At 65.0% G+C, this 16,565-nt stretch carries 21 protein-coding genes, 1 tRNA gene and 2 pseudogenes; 10 read left to right on the top strand and 14 right to left on the bottom strand.

Annotated features, from left to right (window positions below; translation table 11 throughout):
• The first annotated feature begins 40 nt into the window (after nucleotides 1–40).
• Nucleotides 41–199 (top strand): Flp family type IVb pilin, encoded by a 159-nt coding sequence (locus IPF76_RS11245; protein WP_293843728.1) that lies wholly within the window; start codon nucleotides 41–43, stop codon nucleotides 197–199.
• A 148-nt stretch (nucleotides 200–347) separates the two neighbouring features.
• Here the strand turns inward: IPF76_RS11245 and IPF76_RS11250 are convergent, their stop codons facing one another.
• Both IPF76_RS11250 and IPF76_RS11255 read right to left on the bottom strand, forming a co-directional pair.
• The gene (locus IPF76_RS11250; protein WP_293843731.1) at nucleotides 348–818 is read right to left on the bottom strand and encodes a RidA family protein; all 471 of its coding nucleotides are present in this window, start codon (nucleotides 816–818) and stop codon (nucleotides 348–350) included.
• A gap of 76 nt (nucleotides 819–894) precedes the next feature.
• Nucleotides 895–1,059, bottom strand: a complete 165-nt coding sequence (locus IPF76_RS11255) for a hypothetical protein (RefSeq protein ID WP_293843734.1) — start codon at nucleotides 1,057–1,059, stop codon at nucleotides 895–897.
• Nucleotides 1,060–1,311: 252 nt separating this feature from the next.
• Here IPF76_RS11255 and acnA point away from each other — a divergent pair.
• From acnA to IPF76_RS11270, 3 genes and pseudogenes are all read left to right on the top strand, one after another.
• Nucleotides 1,312–3,958, top strand: a pseudogene (gene acnA, locus IPF76_RS11260) (aconitate hydratase AcnA); the annotation flags it as partial.
• 155 nt (nucleotides 3,959–4,113) lie between these two features.
• Nucleotides 4,114–4,275 (top strand): ribosomal protein L7/L12, encoded by a 162-nt coding sequence (locus tag IPF76_RS11265; protein WP_293843737.1) that lies wholly within the window; start codon nucleotides 4,114–4,116, stop codon nucleotides 4,273–4,275.
• Nucleotides 4,276–4,321: 46 nt separating this feature from the next.
• Nucleotides 4,322–4,591, top strand: a complete 270-nt coding sequence (locus IPF76_RS11270; protein WP_293843740.1) for a hypothetical protein — start codon at nucleotides 4,322–4,324, stop codon at nucleotides 4,589–4,591.
• Between the two features lie 11 nt (nucleotides 4,592–4,602).
• On the opposite strand, the gene IPF76_RS11275 is transcribed toward IPF76_RS11270, so the two are convergent.
• Together IPF76_RS11275 and IPF76_RS11280 are read right to left on the bottom strand one after the other, a co-directional pair.
• A tRNA-Val gene (locus IPF76_RS11275) sits at nucleotides 4,603–4,678 on the bottom strand.
• Between the two features lie 88 nt (nucleotides 4,679–4,766).
• Entirely contained in the window at nucleotides 4,767–5,015 is a 249-nt protein-coding gene (locus IPF76_RS11280; RefSeq protein WP_293843743.1) for a hypothetical protein, read from the bottom strand.
• 72 nt (nucleotides 5,016–5,087) lie between these two features.
• Here IPF76_RS11280 and crcB point away from each other — a divergent pair, with 72 nt between their 5' ends.
• The 5 genes and pseudogenes from crcB (at nucleotide 5,088) to IPF76_RS11305 (ending at nucleotide 8,245) form a co-directional block, all read left to right on the top strand.
• Nucleotides 5,088–5,468, top strand: coding sequence for a fluoride efflux transporter CrcB (crcB, locus tag IPF76_RS11285; protein ID WP_293843746.1), 381 nt, complete (start codon nucleotides 5,088–5,090; stop codon nucleotides 5,466–5,468).
• A pseudogene (locus tag IPF76_RS11290) lies at nucleotides 5,465–6,695 on the top strand (RluA family pseudouridine synthase). The gene crcB and the pseudogene IPF76_RS11290 overlap by 4 nt, the downstream one beginning before the upstream one ends.
• Entirely contained in the window at nucleotides 6,695–7,315 is a 621-nt protein-coding gene (locus tag IPF76_RS11295) for an FMN-binding negative transcriptional regulator (protein WP_293843749.1), read from the top strand. Before IPF76_RS11290 ends, IPF76_RS11295 begins: the two are co-directional and overlap by 1 nt.
• Nucleotides 7,312–7,548: a hypothetical protein gene (locus tag IPF76_RS11300; RefSeq protein ID WP_293843752.1), complete on the top strand. Its 237-nt coding sequence runs from the start codon at nucleotides 7,312–7,314 to the stop codon at nucleotides 7,546–7,548. The genes IPF76_RS11295 and IPF76_RS11300 overlap by 4 nt, the downstream gene beginning before the upstream one ends.
• Nucleotides 7,549–7,555: 7 nt before the next feature.
• Complete coding sequence (locus IPF76_RS11305; RefSeq protein ID WP_293843755.1) at nucleotides 7,556–8,245, top strand: ATP12 family protein; 690 nt, start codon at nucleotides 7,556–7,558, stop codon at nucleotides 8,243–8,245.
• Nucleotides 8,246–8,342: 97 nt separating this feature from the next.
• On the opposite strand, the gene IPF76_RS11310 is transcribed toward IPF76_RS11305, so the two are convergent.
• From IPF76_RS11310 to IPF76_RS11335, 6 genes are all read right to left on the bottom strand, one after another.
• Nucleotides 8,343–9,146 carry a crotonase/enoyl-CoA hydratase family protein gene (locus tag IPF76_RS11310; RefSeq protein ID WP_293843758.1) on the bottom strand — a complete coding sequence of 268 codons (804 nt, stop codon included), beginning with the start codon at nucleotides 9,144–9,146 and terminating at the stop codon, nucleotides 8,343–8,345.
• A 13-nt stretch (nucleotides 9,147–9,159) separates the two neighbouring features.
• Nucleotides 9,160–9,768 carry a 2-hydroxychromene-2-carboxylate isomerase gene (locus tag IPF76_RS11315; RefSeq protein WP_293843761.1) on the bottom strand — a complete coding sequence of 203 codons (609 nt, stop codon included), beginning with the start codon at nucleotides 9,766–9,768 and terminating at the stop codon, nucleotides 9,160–9,162.
• 4 nt (nucleotides 9,769–9,772) lie between these two features.
• Nucleotides 9,773–11,305: an acyl-CoA synthetase gene (locus tag IPF76_RS11320; RefSeq protein WP_293843764.1), complete on the bottom strand. Its 1,533-nt coding sequence runs from the start codon at nucleotides 11,303–11,305 to the stop codon at nucleotides 9,773–9,775.
• Between the two features lie 67 nt (nucleotides 11,306–11,372).
• Nucleotides 11,373–11,690, bottom strand: coding sequence for a winged helix-turn-helix domain-containing protein (locus tag IPF76_RS11325; RefSeq protein ID WP_293843767.1), 318 nt, complete (start codon nucleotides 11,688–11,690; stop codon nucleotides 11,373–11,375).
• Nucleotides 11,691–11,791: 101 nt separating this feature from the next.
• Nucleotides 11,792–11,974 (bottom strand): hypothetical protein, encoded by a 183-nt coding sequence (locus IPF76_RS11330; protein WP_293843770.1) that lies wholly within the window; start codon nucleotides 11,972–11,974, stop codon nucleotides 11,792–11,794.
• Nucleotides 11,971–12,105, bottom strand: coding sequence for a hypothetical protein (locus tag IPF76_RS11335; protein ID WP_293843773.1), 135 nt, complete (start codon nucleotides 12,103–12,105; stop codon nucleotides 11,971–11,973). Before IPF76_RS11335 ends, IPF76_RS11330 begins: the two co-directional genes overlap by 4 nt.
• A gap of 80 nt (nucleotides 12,106–12,185) precedes the next feature.
• On the opposite strand from IPF76_RS11335, the gene IPF76_RS11340 reads away from it, so the two are divergent.
• The gene (locus IPF76_RS11340) at nucleotides 12,186–13,718 is read left to right on the top strand and encodes a class I adenylate-forming enzyme family protein (protein WP_293843776.1); all 1,533 of its coding nucleotides are present in this window, start codon (nucleotides 12,186–12,188) and stop codon (nucleotides 13,716–13,718) included.
• 132 nt (nucleotides 13,719–13,850) lie between these two features.
• On the opposite strand, the gene IPF76_RS11345 is transcribed toward IPF76_RS11340, so the two are convergent.
• From IPF76_RS11345 to IPF76_RS11360, 4 genes are read right to left on the bottom strand one after another with little or no spacing between them, the layout of a single operon-like run.
• A complete protein-coding gene (locus IPF76_RS11345) occupies nucleotides 13,851–14,369 on the bottom strand; it encodes an ATP-binding protein (RefSeq protein ID WP_293843778.1) in 519 nt (172 codons plus the stop codon).
• Nucleotides 14,366–14,935, bottom strand: coding sequence for a nicotinamide riboside transporter PnuC (gene pnuC / locus IPF76_RS11350; protein ID WP_293843780.1), 570 nt, complete (start codon nucleotides 14,933–14,935; stop codon nucleotides 14,366–14,368). The genes IPF76_RS11345 and pnuC overlap by 4 nt, the downstream gene beginning before the upstream one ends.
• Nucleotides 14,932–15,906 (bottom strand): phytoene/squalene synthase family protein, encoded by a 975-nt coding sequence (locus IPF76_RS11355; RefSeq protein ID WP_293843782.1) that lies wholly within the window; start codon nucleotides 15,904–15,906, stop codon nucleotides 14,932–14,934. The genes pnuC and IPF76_RS11355 overlap by 4 nt, the downstream gene beginning before the upstream one ends.
• The gene (locus tag IPF76_RS11360) at nucleotides 15,906–16,487 is read right to left on the bottom strand and encodes a TIGR00730 family Rossman fold protein (RefSeq protein WP_293843784.1); all 582 of its coding nucleotides are present in this window, start codon (nucleotides 16,485–16,487) and stop codon (nucleotides 15,906–15,908) included. Before IPF76_RS11360 ends, IPF76_RS11355 begins: the two co-directional genes overlap by 1 nt.
• Between the last annotated feature and the right edge of the window lie 78 nt (nucleotides 16,488–16,565).

Below are 16,565 nucleotides of genomic sequence, written 5' to 3' on the forward strand. Positions count from 1 at the left end.
CGTCCGGGACCGACGCGCAAGACATAAGCGGGAGCAACGCATGACCAAAACCAATTTGCGCACCGACCAGCGCGGTGCCACCGCGATCGAATATGGACTGATCGCCGCGCTGATCGCGCTGGCCTGCCTCATCGCCTTCCAGATGCTCGGCCTCAGCCTCGCCAACGTCTTCAACACAATCAACGACGCGCTGAACTAGGGGCCCGCTAGCGCCCTGCCCCCGCATACATGTCGTCATCCTCGAACGAGACAAGTGGCTCGTTCGACCCGATCCGGGATTCCTGCGGCGACGCTAGAGTGGACGCTGGATGAAGTCCGGCGTGACGACACGGAGGTAAGCCCTCTCGCTACTTCTTCACCGCCCGCGCCACGACCTTGATCTCGACCACCGCCGCCGGCTCGTACAATCGCGACACGCCGATCGCGGTCCACGCCGGAAAGGGCGCCTTCACATGGCGGTTCTTTACCGCCGCAAAGCCGTCGATGTGCGCGGCGAGGTCGGTGTGAAAGGTGGTGATGTCGACCACATCGTCCCAGCTCGCCCCCGCGCGCGCCAGCGTCGCGGCGATATGCGCAAAGGCGCGCTCATACCCGGGCGCCAGATCGCTCTCGCCCTTCGCCGGCCCCGCGACCACCCCCGACAGGTAAATGGTGTCGCCCGCGATCACCGCAGTCGCATAGCCGACCGCCTCCTGAAACGCCCGCGCCTCGGTATTTTCGGGCATCAGGACGTTCGCGGGGTCGCGCGCAATTGCCGTCGCCGGCAGGAGCCCCGCTGCAAAAATGGTGATGGCGCCCGCCACTTGCTTTAACGGCATGATGCTCCCCTTCTTTCCCAATCCAGGGTTGGAAGGTGACAGCTGGCGGGCAGGTAAGCAACGGCGCTCGCGCGCGTTAGCAGACGACCTCGACCGCTATACCCGGCGTCCCGATCATCCGCTGATTGAATGTGACAAAGGCCTCGGCAACCCTGGCGGCGACCAGATGGATATAATCGGCAAAATCGCCGCGCTTGGCAAAGGCGACCAACGCCTGCCGCACGGCTTCCTCGTCGGCCATGACGATGGTCGGTACGTTGAGCAGTGCAGGAGAATTTTGTGTCTTTGTGCCTTTGTGTGGGAAAATCGTCGCGCCTTCGGCGGTACGGGACCCTCCACGCCCCAAGCAACCACCCCCACCCCCTTGCATTTCCCCACCCCCCGCGTAAGGCGTCCCCAACAAAAACCGCGCGCGCGACTCCTGCTGGCCCCGCTCTCCCGCCACGCCAGCGGACGGTCTTCCCCCGCCGCGCCAACAGGGGACTGCTGCAAGATGACGACCACTGGACACGACACCCTCGGCACCCGTTCGACGCTCAGCGTCGGCGGCAAGGATTATGCCTTTTATTCGCTCGACAAGGCCGCGGCTAAGCTGGGCGATGTGTCACGGCTGCCCTTTTCGATGAAGGTGCTCCTCGAAAATCTGCTGCGTTTCGAGGATGGCGGCTTCACCGTGTCGACAGACGATGTTCAGGCGCTGGTCGACTGGCAGAAGGATCCCCATTCGAACCGCGAGATTCAGTATCGCCCGGCGCGCGTGCTGCTCCAGGATTTCACCGGAGTGCCCTGCGTCGTCGACCTGGCGGCCATGCGCGATGCGATCGCCAAGCTGGGCGGCGACACGACCAAGATCAACCCGCTCGTCCCCGTCCACCTCGTCATCGACCACAGCGTCATGGTCGACGAATTCGGCCACCCCAAGGCGTTCGAGCAGAATGTCGAAATCGAATATTATCGTAACGGCGAGCGTTACGACTTCCTGAAATGGGGGTCGAAGTCGCTGTCGAACTTCAAGGCGGTGCCCCCGGGCACCGGCATCTGTCACCAGGTGAATCTGGAGCATATCGCGCAGGCGGTGTGGTCGAGCCAGGACGCCGACGGCACCACCGTCGCCTATCCCGACACCTGCGTCGGCACCGACAGCCACACGACGATGATCAACGGGCTCGGCGTGCTCGGCTGGGGCGTCGGCGGGATCGAGGCCGAGGCTGCGATGCTCGGCCAGCCGGTGTCGATGCTGATCCCCGAAGTCGTCGGCTTCAAGCTGACCGGCGCGCTGAAGGAAGGCGTCACCGCGACCGACCTCGTGCTCACCGCGACGCAGATGCTGCGCGCCAAGGGCGTCGTCGGGCGCTTCGTCGAATATTTCGGCCCCGGCCTGTCCTCGCTGTCGCTCGCCGACCGCGCGACGCTCGCCAACATGGCGCCCGAATATGGCGCGACCTGCGGCTTCTTCGGCATCGACGACAAGACGCTCGACTATATGCGCCTGACCGGGCGCAGCGAAGACCAGATCGCGCTGGTCGAAGCCTATGCCAAGGAGCAGGGTCTTTGGCTGTCGGCCGACATGGCCGATCCGGTGTTCACCGACACGCTCGAACTCGACATGGGCAGCGTCGTCCCCTCGCTCGCGGGACCGAAGCGCCCGCAGGACAAGGTCATCCTCACCGAGGTCGACGATGTGTTCAACGCCGACCTGGCGTCGGTGTACAAGCATGACGGCATCAAGCGCGTGCCGGTAACGGGCGCTTCTCACGACATCGGCGACGGCGACGTCGTCATCGCCGCGATCACCAGCTGCACAAACACCTCGAACCCCGGGGTCATGGTCGCTGCGGGCCTCGTCGCGCGCAAGGCGAACGCCTTGGGGCTGCGGCCCAAGCCGTGGGTCAAGACCTCGCTCGCTCCCGGTAGCCAAGTCGTCACCGACTATTTCGACCGCGCGGGCCTCACCGCCGATCTCGATGCGGTCGGCTTCAACCTCGTCGGTTATGGCTGCACCACCTGCATCGGCAATTCCGGGCCCGCTCGCGGGGCCGATTTCGGAAGCGATCAATGGCAACGACATCGTCGCCGCGTCGGTCATTTCGGGCAACCGCAACTTCGAAGGCCGCGTCTCGCCCGACGTGCGCGCCAACTTCCTCGCCTCGCCGCCGCTGGTCGTCGCCTATGCGCTCAAGGGCACGGTGACCGAGGATTTCACCACCACGCCGATCGGGCAGGACCAGTCGGGCAAGGACGTGTTCCTTGCCGACATCTGGCCGACCAATCAGGAGGTCGCCGACACGATGGCGGCGTGCATCGACCGCGAGATGTTCGAGGCGCGATACGAGCATGTCTATCGCGGCGACGAACATTGGCAGAAGATCGAGGTCGAGGGTTCGGACACCTATCAGTGGCGCGCCGGGTCGACCTATGTCGCCAATCCGCCCTATTTCGAGGGGATGAGCATGACCCCCGCGCCGGTGTCCGACATCATCGACGCCAAACCCCTCGCGATCCTCGGTGACAGCATCACGACCGACCACATCAGCCCCGCTGGCAGCATCAAGGCAGACTCTCCGGCCGGAAAATGGCTTATGGAACATCAGGTTAACAAGGCCGACTTCAACAGCTACGGCGCCCGCCGCGGCCACCACGACGTCATGATGCGCGGCACCTTCGCCAACATCCGCATCAAGAACGAAATGGTCCCCGGAATCGAAGGCGGCATGTCGCGCTACGGCGCCGAGGTTATGCCGATCTTCGACGCCGCGATGAAGCACAAGGCCGATGGCACCCCGCTGGTGGTCATCGCGGGCAAGGAATATGGCACCGGCTCGTCGCGCGACTGGGCGGCCAAGGGCACCAACCTGCTCGGCGTCCGCGCCGTGATCGTCGAGAGCTTCGAGCGTATCCACCGCTCGAACCTCGTCGGCATGGGCGTGCTGCCGCTGCAGTTCCAGGACGGCGACACGCGCGAGACGCTTGGCCTGACCGGCGACGACACCTTCACGATCACCGGCGTAGCGGATTTGAAGCCACGCCAGACGGTGACAGTCAACGTCATCCGCGCCGACGGCTCGTCCTTCAGCTTCGATACGCTCTGCCGCATCGATACCGCGAATGAGGTCGAATATTTCATGAACGGCGGCATCCTGCACTCCTCCCTCGCCGCCGGGGCCCCGGGGGCGGGCCCCCCGCGGCCGGGCCAAGCTGCTGATCCTTTTCCCCGGTTTTGTGCGCCCGGCTGCCCCTCCCCCCCCCGCCCAGGCCGGGCCGGGCCCCCGCCCTTACTGCAGCCGCGCCGCGCCCGATGGTCCGCGTCGGCGACGAGCGGATCGATGACGAAGAAATCCGCGCCCTGATCCGCCAGAACCGCAAAATCGACGCAATCAAACGGGTCCGCGAACGTACCGGCTTCAGCCTCGCCGAAGCCAAGGACGCGGTCGAGGCACTCGAACAGACGATGCGCTGAACATCCTGTCCCCGTCCGGGGTGCAGGCCACCCGAAGGGACGGCATATGAGCGTTTTCCAGATCGCGATCGAGGTGGTCGGCTGGCTCGCCGCCGTCCTCATCCTCGCCAGCTACGTCCTGCTGTCGCTCGGACGGATCGAGCCGCGTGGCTATCTCTATCAATGGATGAACGTGATCGGTGCCAGCGGGTTCGTGCTGAACTCGGGCTATAACGGCGCGCTGCCCTCAGCAGGGCTGAACATCGTGTGGGCGTTGATGGGGGTCTTCACCCTGTGGAGTGTGTGGCGCGCGCGGCGGCATTCTGCCGAAACCTGACCTCTCGCCTATGGTGGGCGCTGACGGGCTCGAACCGCCGACCCTCTCGGTGTAAACGAGATGCTCTACCAACTGAGCTAAGCGCCCCCGAAATGTCACCATATGCAGGGAAGCGCGCCACTGCCACAACCTGCCATCGCTGGCAAGCCGTCGCTATTCGTCCAGCGCCGCGAAATTAGCGCGCCACCGCATCGCATGTGCCCTTGCCGCGTGCCGCACCTTCGCCGCGGGCCGCACCCGCCCCTTCCCCGACGGCATTGACCTGGCTGCCGAAATGGTCCGGCAGCGCCGGGCGGTGGCGACCAGCGATGCCTACATGGTCGAGGAAGCCAAAGCGCAGGCGAAGCGACGCGGCATCTGGCAAGGCAACGTCGCCCGCCCCGCCGACTGGCGGGCGGCGCACGAACGCCCGGCGACTACGCACACAGCGTCCGACGCCTAGGGTCACGAACACACCCGCTATGCCTCGCCGCCGTTTCGGGCTAGGGCGAGCGACATGAACAGCGTGCTTCCCGTCATGATCGGCGGCGCGATCGGCGCCGGCGCCCGCCATCTGGTGGGACAGGCGATGCTCGCGCGGCTTGGTCCCGGCTTCCCCTGGTGGACGCTGGCGGTCAATATCGTCGGCAGCCTGGCTATGGGGCTGCTCATCGGTGCACTTGCGCGCGGCGAGGGCAGCAGCGATGCGGCACGACTGTTCGTCGGCGTCGGGATCCTCGGCGGCTTCACCACCTTTTCCTCTTTCAGCATGGAATTCTGGATGCTTTTCGAACGCGGCCAAACCGCTCAGGCGGCCGCCTATGTCCTCGCGTCGGTGATCGGCGCGATCGCGGCGTGCGGGCTTGGCCTTTTTGTCATGCGGCAGATGCCGGCATGAGCGACGCCAAGGCAACTCTCGACAGCGCCACGATTGCCGAAGAAGACGACGGCATCCGGCTCGACCGCTGGTTCAAGCGTCACCGCGAAGGGACGCCGCACGCGTTGCTCGCGCGTTGGGCGCGATCGGGCGCGCTGACGCTCGACGGGAAAAAGGCCGATGTGTCGGATCGCATCGCGACCGGACAGAAGCTGGTGATGCCGACTCCGCCGGTCGAAGCCGCGGCGCGCCCGGCGCGCAAGGGGCGTCCGCTCACCGATGCCGACGTCGAACTCGCAACGGGGATGATGATCCACCGCGACGCAGCCGCCATTGTGCTCAACAAACCACCGGGGCTGGCAACGCAGGGCGGTACCAAGACCGACGCGCATGTCGATGGCCTGCTTGACGCGCTGAAGTTCGACGGACCGACCCGGCCCAAGCTCGTCCATCGGCTCGACAAGGACACGTCGGGGGCGCTGCTGATCGCGCGGACGCCCAAAGCCGCGGCCTATTTCGCCAAAAGCTTTTCGAACCGCAGCGCAAAAAAGACCTATTGGGCGCTGATTGTCGGGGTCCCCGACATCCAGCAGGGCGAAATCGACCTGCCGCTCGCCAAGCAACCGGGTTCGGGCGGCGAAAAGATGCACGTCCATGACGACGGCCTGCCTTCGAAAACGCGCTACCGCGTCATCGAGCGCGCGGGAAACAGCGCCGCGTGGGTCGAGCTCCAGCCGCTGACCGGGCGCACCCACCAGCTGCGCGTCCACATGGCGGCGATCGGCCATCCGATCGTCGGCGACGGCAAATATGGCGGCAAGAGCGCGTTCCTGACCGGAACGATCAGCCGCAAGATGCACCTGCACAGCCGCCGCCTGCGCATCGATCATCCCGACGGCGGCGCCATCGACGTGCAGGCCGAAGTGCCTGACCATTTCGCGGCCAGCCTCGATGCGCTGGGCTTCGACCTGCTGCTCGGTGAGGTCGTGATCGATCCGGCCGAAAAAGGTCCGCCGCCCTAAATCGGCGCTGAAGGCGCAGGCCAAAGCGCACAGCAAGCAAATCCGCAAGGCGCGGCGCGGTGAACGGCGCGGACGCACCGCTGACAGTAAGCCGACCGACTTCGCCGGAAAATCGGCAAAGGAAAAGGCGAAAGCAGGCAAGCCCGGCAAACCGGCGGCGAAGAAGACGACGGGCAAGAAGCCAAGCGCAAAGAAACATCCGGCGCGTCCCGCCAAACCGGGCTGATGCATCCGAACGCTGACTTTCGGCCGCGGCAGGACGACCTGGCCGAGTTGCTCGTCCGCGAGATCGGCTTTGCTGCGATCTTCGCCGCCACGCCCGACGGACCGCGCGTCGCGCATGCGCCTGTAGTGCTGAGCGACGATCGGGCCGCGCTGCAATTCCACCTCGCGCGCGGCAATGCACTGACCCGGCACCTTGACGGCGCGACTGCGCTTGCGGTGGTGCAGGGTCCCGACGCCTATGTCAGCGCCAGCTGGTATGAAACCCCCGACCAAGTGCCGACGTGGAACTATGTCGCGATCGAAATGGAGGGCGTCGTCAGCAAGCTCGACGATGCGGCGTTGATCGCGCAGCTCGACACGCTGTCGGCCAGCCATGAGGCGCGCGTCGGCGCCAATCCGCCATGGACCCGCGACCAGATGAACCCGGCGCTGTTCAGCAAGATGACCGGCGCCATTACCGGCTTCGAACTGCGGATCACCGCGTGGCGCCCGACGATCAAGCTGTCGCAGAACAAACCCGCCGCCGAACGCGACCGCGTCGCGCGGGGGGTCGAAGCAAGCGGCCACGGCGCGCTCGCGCAGTTGATGCGCCATTTGGGTGGCGATAAGGAAACAGCATGACCCCCAACGACGATATCCTCGCCAAGAAACGATATTTCGCCATTGTCGCGATTCGTCTCGCGGGCGCGATGCTGGTGCTGATCGGCTTCGTGCTGATCCGCGGGGGCTGGGAACTCGCGGGGCAGCCGACCGACCGCTGGATCGGCGTCGCGCTCGTCCTGATCGGCGCGTTCGATTTCGCTGTGATGCCGCGGTTGCTCGCGCGCCGCTGGCGTTCGCCCAGAGAGCTGTGATCAGCCGGTGAAGCGCTTCTGGAAAGACGTCGCCATCGTCCCTCAGGACGGTGGCTGGGGCATCGCGCTCGACGGACGGCCGATGCGTACGCCGCACCGTGCGCCGCTGGTCGCGTCGAGCGCGGCACTGGCCAAAGCGATCGCCGCCGAATGGCAGGCTCAGGGCGAAACGATCGATCCGCGCGCGATGCCGATGACCGGGCTCGCCAACGCCGCGATCGACCTCGCGACGGCGGACCCCGCGGGGTTTGCCGAACCCATCGCCGCCTATGCCGCAACCGATCTGCTCTGTTACCGCGACGACCGCGATGCGGCGTTGCAGGCGGAGCAGGTGGCGGCATGGAACCCGATCCTGGCGTGGGCCGAGGCGCAATTTGGGGTTGAATTCGTCATCACCCAGGGAATACTCCCGGTCGACCAGCCGACCGCGACGATCGAGGCGCTGCGCGATGCCACGCTCGGGTATGAATCGTGGCGAATGACAGCGCTGACCCCGCTGGTGACGATCGGTGGCTCGCTTGTCGCGGGCCTCGCCTGCATTAATCAGGCGTTCGGTTCCGAACTTTTGTGGGAAGCGGTCAGCCTCGACCAATTATACCAGGAACGCCGCTGGGGCGCCGATGCACAGGCGCAGGCGCAGCGCGCCGCGCACAAGCGCGACTGGGACAATGCGGTGCGGTTTTTGACCTATCTCTGAGCCCGGTCGTGGCGAGCGAAGTCGGAGCACGCTTAACGCACGCTTTGACGATGGCAATCTCGACTTCGCTCGATGCGAACGGAATTAGGATTTCCGCTTAATCCACAAAATTCGGCCGCCGCTTCTGCATCCCCGACATCACCGCTTCCATCTGGTTCGGAGTGCGGATGACCTTCACCTGCTCATCGCTTTCGGCCTGCAAAATCTCTGCGTCGGTCGCGTCGGCGAGCATGTTGCACAGTCGCTTGGCACCGCGGATTGCATGCGGATTCTTGTCGGCGATCACCGCGGCCATTTCCATCGCTTTCGCCAGCGGATCGTCGGAGACATGCGTCGCAAAGCCGAGCAATTTCGCCTCGGACCCGTTAAATTCGCGGTTGGTATAAATCATCTCGCGCAGCACATCGTCGGCGACCTGCGTGCGCCACAGCGCCATGCCAGCGACGTCGGGAACCAGCCCCCAGCGCATCTCCATGATCGCGATGCGCGTATCGGGGTGGACGATGCGGATGTCGGCGGCGGCCATGATCTGGCTGCCCGCCCCGAATGCCACTCCATGCACTGCGGCAAGCACCGGCACCGGAATTTCGCGCCAGCCCCACGCGGCATATTGCGCGTTGTTCGCGATGCCTTTGGTGCGATCGGCGAGCGTGCCGCCCGCGCTGCTCGCCCCTGGATCGCGATCATTGCTCAGGCTCGACAGATCCAGCCCGGCGCAAAAGGCGCGCCCCTCGCCTGACAGCACGACGACGCGCAGCCCCGGCATCGTCTTGAGCGTATCGACGGCTTCGGAAAGCGCGTCCCACATCGCGGGGTCGAGCGCGTTCATCTTGTCGGCGCGAATCAACCGGACGTCGGCAATTCCGCCGTTGAGCATGGTGATGGAAATGCGGTCTTTCACGGGAGCGTCCCTTTCAGCGTTTCAAAGCGGCTTCGACAAGCGGAAGCTGGTCGTTGCCGAAATACATGTCGTTCTTGTCGACGAAGATCGTCGGCGAACCATAGCCGCCGCGCGCAATCACTTCATCGGTATTCACACGCAGCCGCGCCTTGACCGCTTCGCTGCCCGCCGCCGCGGCGAGCGTGGCGCCGTCGAGTCCTTCTGCATCGGCGACTGCCGCGAGCACTGCGGGGTCGTCGAGATTTTCCTGACGGTCAAAATAGCTTACAAAGGCTGCGCCCGCAAAACGCACGAGCGCAACCTGATCGTCTTCGAGCGCGCAGCAGAAACGCATCGCGGCGATGCTCTTGGCCGGATGCCATTGTGACGGGAAATTCATCGGCACGCCCGCGAGCCGCGCCCAGTCCTGCAGCACTTTCCAGCTATGCTGCAATCGCCGGTTGTCCGCCTGTTCACGCATTGCATAGACGGCAGGGTTCACCGCATTGAATACCCCGCCAACGAGGATCGGCCGATAGACTGCCGCCGCGCCCGTGCGTCCGAGCAAGCCCGGCAGATTGTGAAACGCCAGGCAGGTCCAGGGCGAGGAAAGGTCGAAGAAGAATTCGACGCGCGCGGTCACCGCATCAGGCCTCCGCCTTTGCCTTCTCCCAATATTGGTCGCGAAGCAGGCGCTTGTAGAGCTTCCCAGTGTCGTGGCGTGGCAGTGCCTCCATGAAATCTATCCGCCGCGGGATCTTCACCCCTGACAGTTTCTCACGCGCATAGGCGATCAGCTCGCCCCGGAATTCGTCGGTCGCGTCGGCCATATCGGCAGGCTGGATCACCGCGATCACCTCTTCGCCCATCTCGTCGTGCGGCCCACCGACCACCGCGACGTCGGCGACCTTCGGGTGCGTGACGAGGTGGTTTTCGATCTCCTGCGGATAGACGTTCACCCCGCCAGTGATGATCATGAAGCTCTTGCGGTCGGTCAGGTAGAGGAAACCTTCGTCGTCAAGTTTGCCCACGTCGCCGAGGGTCGACCAGCCCTTGCTGTTGCGGCTCGATGCCGTCTTCTCGCTATCACCATGATATTCGAAGATATTTTCACTTTCGAAGAAAACTGTGCCTTCTTGATTGGGACCAAGCTCGGTCTCATTATCCTCGCCCATGATATGCACCGCGCCCAGAATAGGGCGACCGACGGTGCCCTTGTGGGTCAGCCAGTCGGGGCTGGAGACAAAAGTCATGCCATTGCCCTCCGACCCCGCATAATATTCGAACAGCACCGGCCCCCACCAGTCGATCATCGCCTGTTTGACCGGCACCGGGCACGGCGCGGCGGCGTGGATTGCAACCTTCAGCGACGAGGTGTCGTAACGGGTGCGGACTTCCTCGGGCAGTTTGAGCATGCGCACGAAATGCGTCGGCACCCACTGGCTCGAGTTCACGCGATATTTTTCAATATGCGACAGCGCCGCTTCGGGATCGAATTTCTTCATCAGCACGACGGTGCCGCCAAGGCGATGGATCGTCATCGACCAACGCAGCGGCGCGGCGTGATATAGCGGCGCGGGCGACAGATAGATGCTGTCGGCATTGATCTGGAACACCGCCGAGGCGAGCATGACGAGGCTGTTCGTCGCATCGATGGCGGGATCCTCGGGCAGCGGCACGCGTACGCCTTTCGGCCGCCCGGTCGTCCCCGACGAATAGAGCATATCGACCCCGGCGCGCTCGTCGGCGACGGGTGTCGCGGGCATCGCCTCCGCGGCATCCTCCCAGCGCGCCCAGCCATCGATGTCACCGCCCATCGCAAAGCGGGTGATCGTCGTGGTCAGCTGCTGCGCCGCGGCCCCAAGGCTGGCCGACACGACGAGCATCTTCGCCCCCGAATTTTCAAGGATGTAATCAGTCTCGTCCTGCGTCAGCCGCGACGAGATGCAGACATAGCGCAACCCCGAGCGCTGCGCGCCCCACGTCAGGCCGTAATAATGCGGGGTGTTTTCGAGCATGAAGGCGACGACATCCTCATGCCCCAGCCCATGCGCACGAAACAGCTGCGCGGCGCGATTCGACGCCGCGTCGAGCTCGCCATAGCTGATCGCCTCGCCCGTTTCGGCGACGATGATCGCAGCTTTGTCGGGGTTGCTGCGGGCATGAACGGAAGGGTGCATCGGGCCATCGTCTCCGGGAATCGTTGGTTTCTTATGTCCAAGATCAGTAGCAAGCTGAAACTTTTGGTCAAGCGAGGGGAAGGACACGGGCTCTTTCGGGCGTCAGCGATATTCGATCGGGCTGCAACCGGAGCGCGTGGCCTTGCCCCTTCACCGTCCGCAGCATCGGCCAGGCGAAACCGCGATCTGCCTTCGCGCGCAGGCGCGACATATCGACTTCAACACCATTGGTGCCGGGATCGAAATCGAGCCGCCAGACCGCCGGTAACAAAGTCGCGCGCGACATCGGGCGATCGCAAACGCGCGCCAGATTCGCGAGCACATCGAACTCGCGTAGCGGCGGGCGGATCAAGCGCCCCGCGCGCTCGACCCGTCGGTCAATCAAATCGGTGCGGAGCTCGCCCGCCCAACCTGCCCCATAAACATTCGCGCGCGGCGCAGCAGGCTGGCGATGCGCGCCAGAACTTCAGGCAAATTTCCTGTCCATCACGCGGCATCATCGGCCCCATCGCGCAAAGCCAACAGCCGCTCCGCCACACTGTCGCGATCCGACAGCGCCAGCATCGGCCGACTGCCCGCAACGCAGCGCGCCGAGCGAATGAATTCGGCGGGCTCCTGCCACCCGAGAAAGGGGTTGCGGACGAGCAAATCGAAACAGGGTCGAGTCACGGCGGCAAACCGGCGGCGGGAGGCACAAGCCGCTCGACGCGCGCCGTATCGAAATGGAAAAGCGCCACCAGCGGCGCGGTGCGATGGGCCGCTTGCGGCGTTTCGGATGAAATCTTTGCGCTCGATTGCATCCACGTCCCCTCGCCCCGCTCGACAAGCTACCTGCAGCACCCGGCATTGCGCGACACCGCGCCTGTGCTAATTCCGCAGCATGACCGCTGCCCAGATGCTCGAGAGCGACTTCGCCACCCTGCCCGACCTTGTCCGCGCGCATGCCGCGGAACGTCCCGATGCCGTAGCGGCTGCCGACGCCATGCGGCGGCTGAGCTGGTCCGAACTGGACCAATTGAGCGACCGAATCGCCGCGCGCTTGCAGCAGGACGGCTTTGCGAAAGGCGACCGCACCGCAATTGCCGGGCTGAACAGCGTCGAGCAGATGGCCGTCATTATAGGGACGCTGCGCGCCGGTGGCGTTGCGGGGCTCGTCACCAACAGCGCGACTGGCGAGCAGATGGCGGCGATGATCGCCGACACCGGCGCCCGCCACCTGTTCCTCGACGGCGCCGCGAGGGCGAGCCTCGCCGAACGGGTCATCACCGCGAGCGACATGATCGCGATGGACGGCAGCGACGCAGGCATCCCGCTCGACGCCTGGTTGTCGCTAGCGGGCGCGAAGCCTAGACCGGTCGAGATCCGGCCCAAAGACGGTTTCAACATCATCTATTCGTCGGGCACCACCGGCACGCCCAAAGGTATCATCCACAGCCATGCCATGCGCTGGCAGCATATCATCCGCGGCGCCCCCGCCTATGGCCCCAATGCCGTGACGATCCTGTCGACCCCGCTGTATTCGAACACGACGATGGCCAGTTTCATGCCCACCGTCGGGTCGGGCGGGCAGGTCGTGCTGATGAAGAAATTCGACGCGCGCGGGTTCCTCGAACTCGCGGCGCGCGAGCGCGCGACGAACACGATGCTGGTGCCGGTGCAATATCGGCGGATCATGGCGCTCGAGGATTTCGGCGACTTCGACCTGACGAGCTTCGTCGTCAAATATTGCACCTCGGCCCCCTTCGCCGCAGCGCTGAAGGCCGATGTGCTCCAGCGCTGGCCCGGCGGGCTCGTCGAAATTTACGGCATGACTGAGGGCGGCGCCGCCTTCATCCTCGAGGCGCACCAGTTCCCCGACAAGCTCCACACCGTCGGCCGGCCGGCGCCCGGGCATATCGCGAAAGTGATCGACGAAGAGGGCCACGAACTTCCGCAGGGTTCGGTCGGCGAAGTCGTCGGCCGATCCCCGGCGATGATGACTGGTTACAACAACCGGCCAGACGCGACCAAGGCGATGCACTGGTACGACAGCGACGGGAATCTGTTTTACCGCCACGGCGACATCGGGCGGATCGACGAGGACGGCTTCCTGACGCTGATGGACCGCGCAAAGGACATGATCATCTCGGGCGGCTTCAACATCTTCCCCAGCGACCTCGAGGGCATATTGCTTGCCGACGAACGCGTTATCGAAGCCGCCGTCGTCGGCATGCCGAGCGAGGAATGGGGCGAGACGCCGGTGGCGTTCGTCGTGCTGAAGCCCGGCGCCGATGCCGAGAGCGTGCGCGCCGATTGCAACGCCAAGGTCGGCAAGACGCAGCGGATCAGCAGCATCGCCGTCGTGGACGAACTGCCGCGCAGCCCGATCGGCAAGGTGTTGAAGCGGGAATTGCGCGACGCCTACGCCGCCTGACGCTCCTTGTGGCGTAGCGATGGGGAGTTGGCAGCGCAAAGCGCTGTCCGAGGGGCAATTGTTCGACGTAGCGGCCACCATTCGCTTTGCGAACGGTCCCCCGCCCCATAGCTGCGCCATAGGGAGGATTGATCAGACCAGCCCCGCCGCCTCGATCGCGTCGAACGCGCTTTGCAGGCGCGCATCGCCTTCGCCGCGGACCCATGCCCATTTGAGCTTGCGCCGTTCGAGCTCGCCGATCGCAACGTCCATGAACTGCCGCCGCGCCAGGTCGCTGCCGAACAGCCGAGTGCCGTCCTCCTGCCACTCCAGATCCATCGCCGGGACGAGATAGAGGTCGGCTGTGTCTTTCCACTGGTCGATTTCGGGCAGGCGGCGACCGAGCAGCATGATCGCCCACGCCTGTGTCATCAGCGCATCGGTATCGGAGACCAGCCACTCGGGATTTTGCGCCAGTGCTTCCCGGGTCGCGGCGATATGGCCGTCAAAAATAGCCAACAGGTCGATGTCATCGAGGTCGGTGCCATTCGCTTCGGCATAGGTGCGGCCATATTCGGGGACGACGAGTCCGCCGAGCCGCAGCGCGAGGCGCGGGGCCAGCGTCGATTTGCCGGTGCTTTCAGCGCCATGGAAACAGATATGGTGCGTCATAGTGCCACCCTGCCCGTTGCCGCGGCGCGGCGCCACTGGATCAGCCCGTCGATCGACAGGCCGAGCAGCACGACATAGACCGCGCTGGTCGCGTACAGCCCGCGCCAGGCAAAGAGCGGGATCGCGATCAGGTCGACGACGATCCACAGATACCAGCTTTCAACGCGGCGCCGTGCAAGCAGCCATTGCGCGGTGATGCTGAGCATCGCGATCGCGCCGTCGATCCACGGCGCCACCGCGTCGGTGTAGCGATCCATCGCAAAGCTCCATCCGATCCACGCAAGAATCGTGATGATAACCCATTGCCGCCGCATCCGATCGGTCATCCAGCCGACCGGGATGCCGCTGTCTTCGCGAGCGCGCATCCAGCTGGCCCAGCCGTAGAGATTAAGCGCCAGGAAAAAACCCTGCAAAACCATGTCGCTGTACAGCCGCGCGTCATAGAAAACGACGGCGTAGAGGCTGACCGCGACGAGCGCGAAGGGATAGTTCCAGACGCTGCGCAGCGCGACGAGCGCGACGTTGATCAGGACAAGCGCAGCGGCCAGCCATTCGATCTGCGTCACGCGGACGGCTCCAGCCGCGCGACATTCCCGCGCGGGCGCGTCCACAGGCCGTCACGGCTGATCCGGTGCTGCGGCGGACGGCGCAGCACCGACCAGCCGGCGCGCGCGATCCAGCCGAGTTTGGCGAGCCGCGTTGTACTGGCGCGATGATCCCACGCATGGTCGCCGCGCGCGCGCACCTCACGCGCGATGTCGCCGTAGATGCCCGCCGCGGCGAGCACTGCCCAGCGGCTGCGCGGCGGCAATTTGCGCGCGCCCCAGCGCGCCGACGCCTCATATTCCTCGGCCATTTCAGCGAGCCATTTGGCCATCACCGACAGACGACCGCGAAAGGCGGGGTGCATGTGCTGGCCGGGCGGAATATCGAGTTCGACCATCCATTCCATCGGCAGATAACAGCGGTCGGCGGCGGCATCTTCCGCCACGTCGCGCGCGATATTGGCGAGCTGAAAGGCGATGCCGAGATCCGACGCGCGGTCGAGCGTCGCCTCGTCGGCGGGATCGACCCCCATGACCAACGCCATCGCCACCCCGACAGCACCCGCGACATGATAGCAATAGCGCAAGAGATCGGCCTCGCTGCGCGGGCGCCAGTCATCCGCGTCGAGCGCGAAGCCGGCAATGATGTCGTCGATCACGCCGCGCGGAATCGCCACCTCGGTGAGCAGAAAGCCGAGCGCATCGAACGCCTGGTCGGCGGTCGGCCGTTCGGCAAAGGCGGCGTCGGTGAGGGTACGGATGCGGGCAACTGCAGCCTGCGCATCATGATCCTGCGACATTGCACCGCCATGGTCCTGGCCGTCGGTCAGATCGTCGGCGGCGCGGCACCAGGCGTAGAGCAGCCAAACGCGTTCGCGCGTTTCGCGGTCGAACAACTGGCTGGCAAGCGCAAAGCTTTTCGAACCACGCGCGATGCTGTCGTGCGCGAAACCGTGGAGGGCGTGCGCGTCATAGACCCCCGCCACATCCATTACAGATCGTCGGCCTTCATCGCAAAGATTGGCGCATGGGGTTCATAGGTCGCCATCTTGTCGAGCAGATCGTCGAGCCCGGCGTCGACGATCATGATCCCGGCGTGCGCGGGGCGGATGAAACCGACGTCGATCATATTCTGGTTGAACGCGATCAGGTCGTTGTAGAAGCCTGCGGCGTTGAGCAGGCCGACCGGCTTGCCGTGATAGCCAAGCTGCGCCCAACTGATCGCTTCCCACAATTCGTCCATCGTGCCGACCCCGCCGGGGATGGTAAGGAAGCCGTCGCTGAGGTCGGTGAACATGCGTTTGCGTTCGTGCATGCCGCTGACGACGTGCAATTCGGTGCAGCCGCGGTGCGCAACCTCGGTGCCGACCAGCGCGTCGGGGATCACCCCGATCACCTCGCCGCCGGCTTCGAGCGCGCTATCGGCGACCGCGCCCATCAGCCCAAGCCGGCCGCCGCCATAAACGACGCCGATGCCGCGCTGGGCCAGCGTGCGCCCGACACGGCGCGCGGTTTCGATATAGATAGGATCGGCAGGGGTCGCGGACCCGCAATAGACGGCAAGACGTTTCATAAGCTTCCCCTTACCCGTTCGTGTCGAGCGAAGTCGAGGGTCCCGGCGTCATTTCCTGACCGAGGGGTGTCTCGACGG

This window comes from Sphingopyxis sp. (assembly GCF_016704835.1).
Classification (GTDB): domain Bacteria; phylum Pseudomonadota; class Alphaproteobacteria; order Sphingomonadales; family Sphingomonadaceae; genus Sphingopyxis.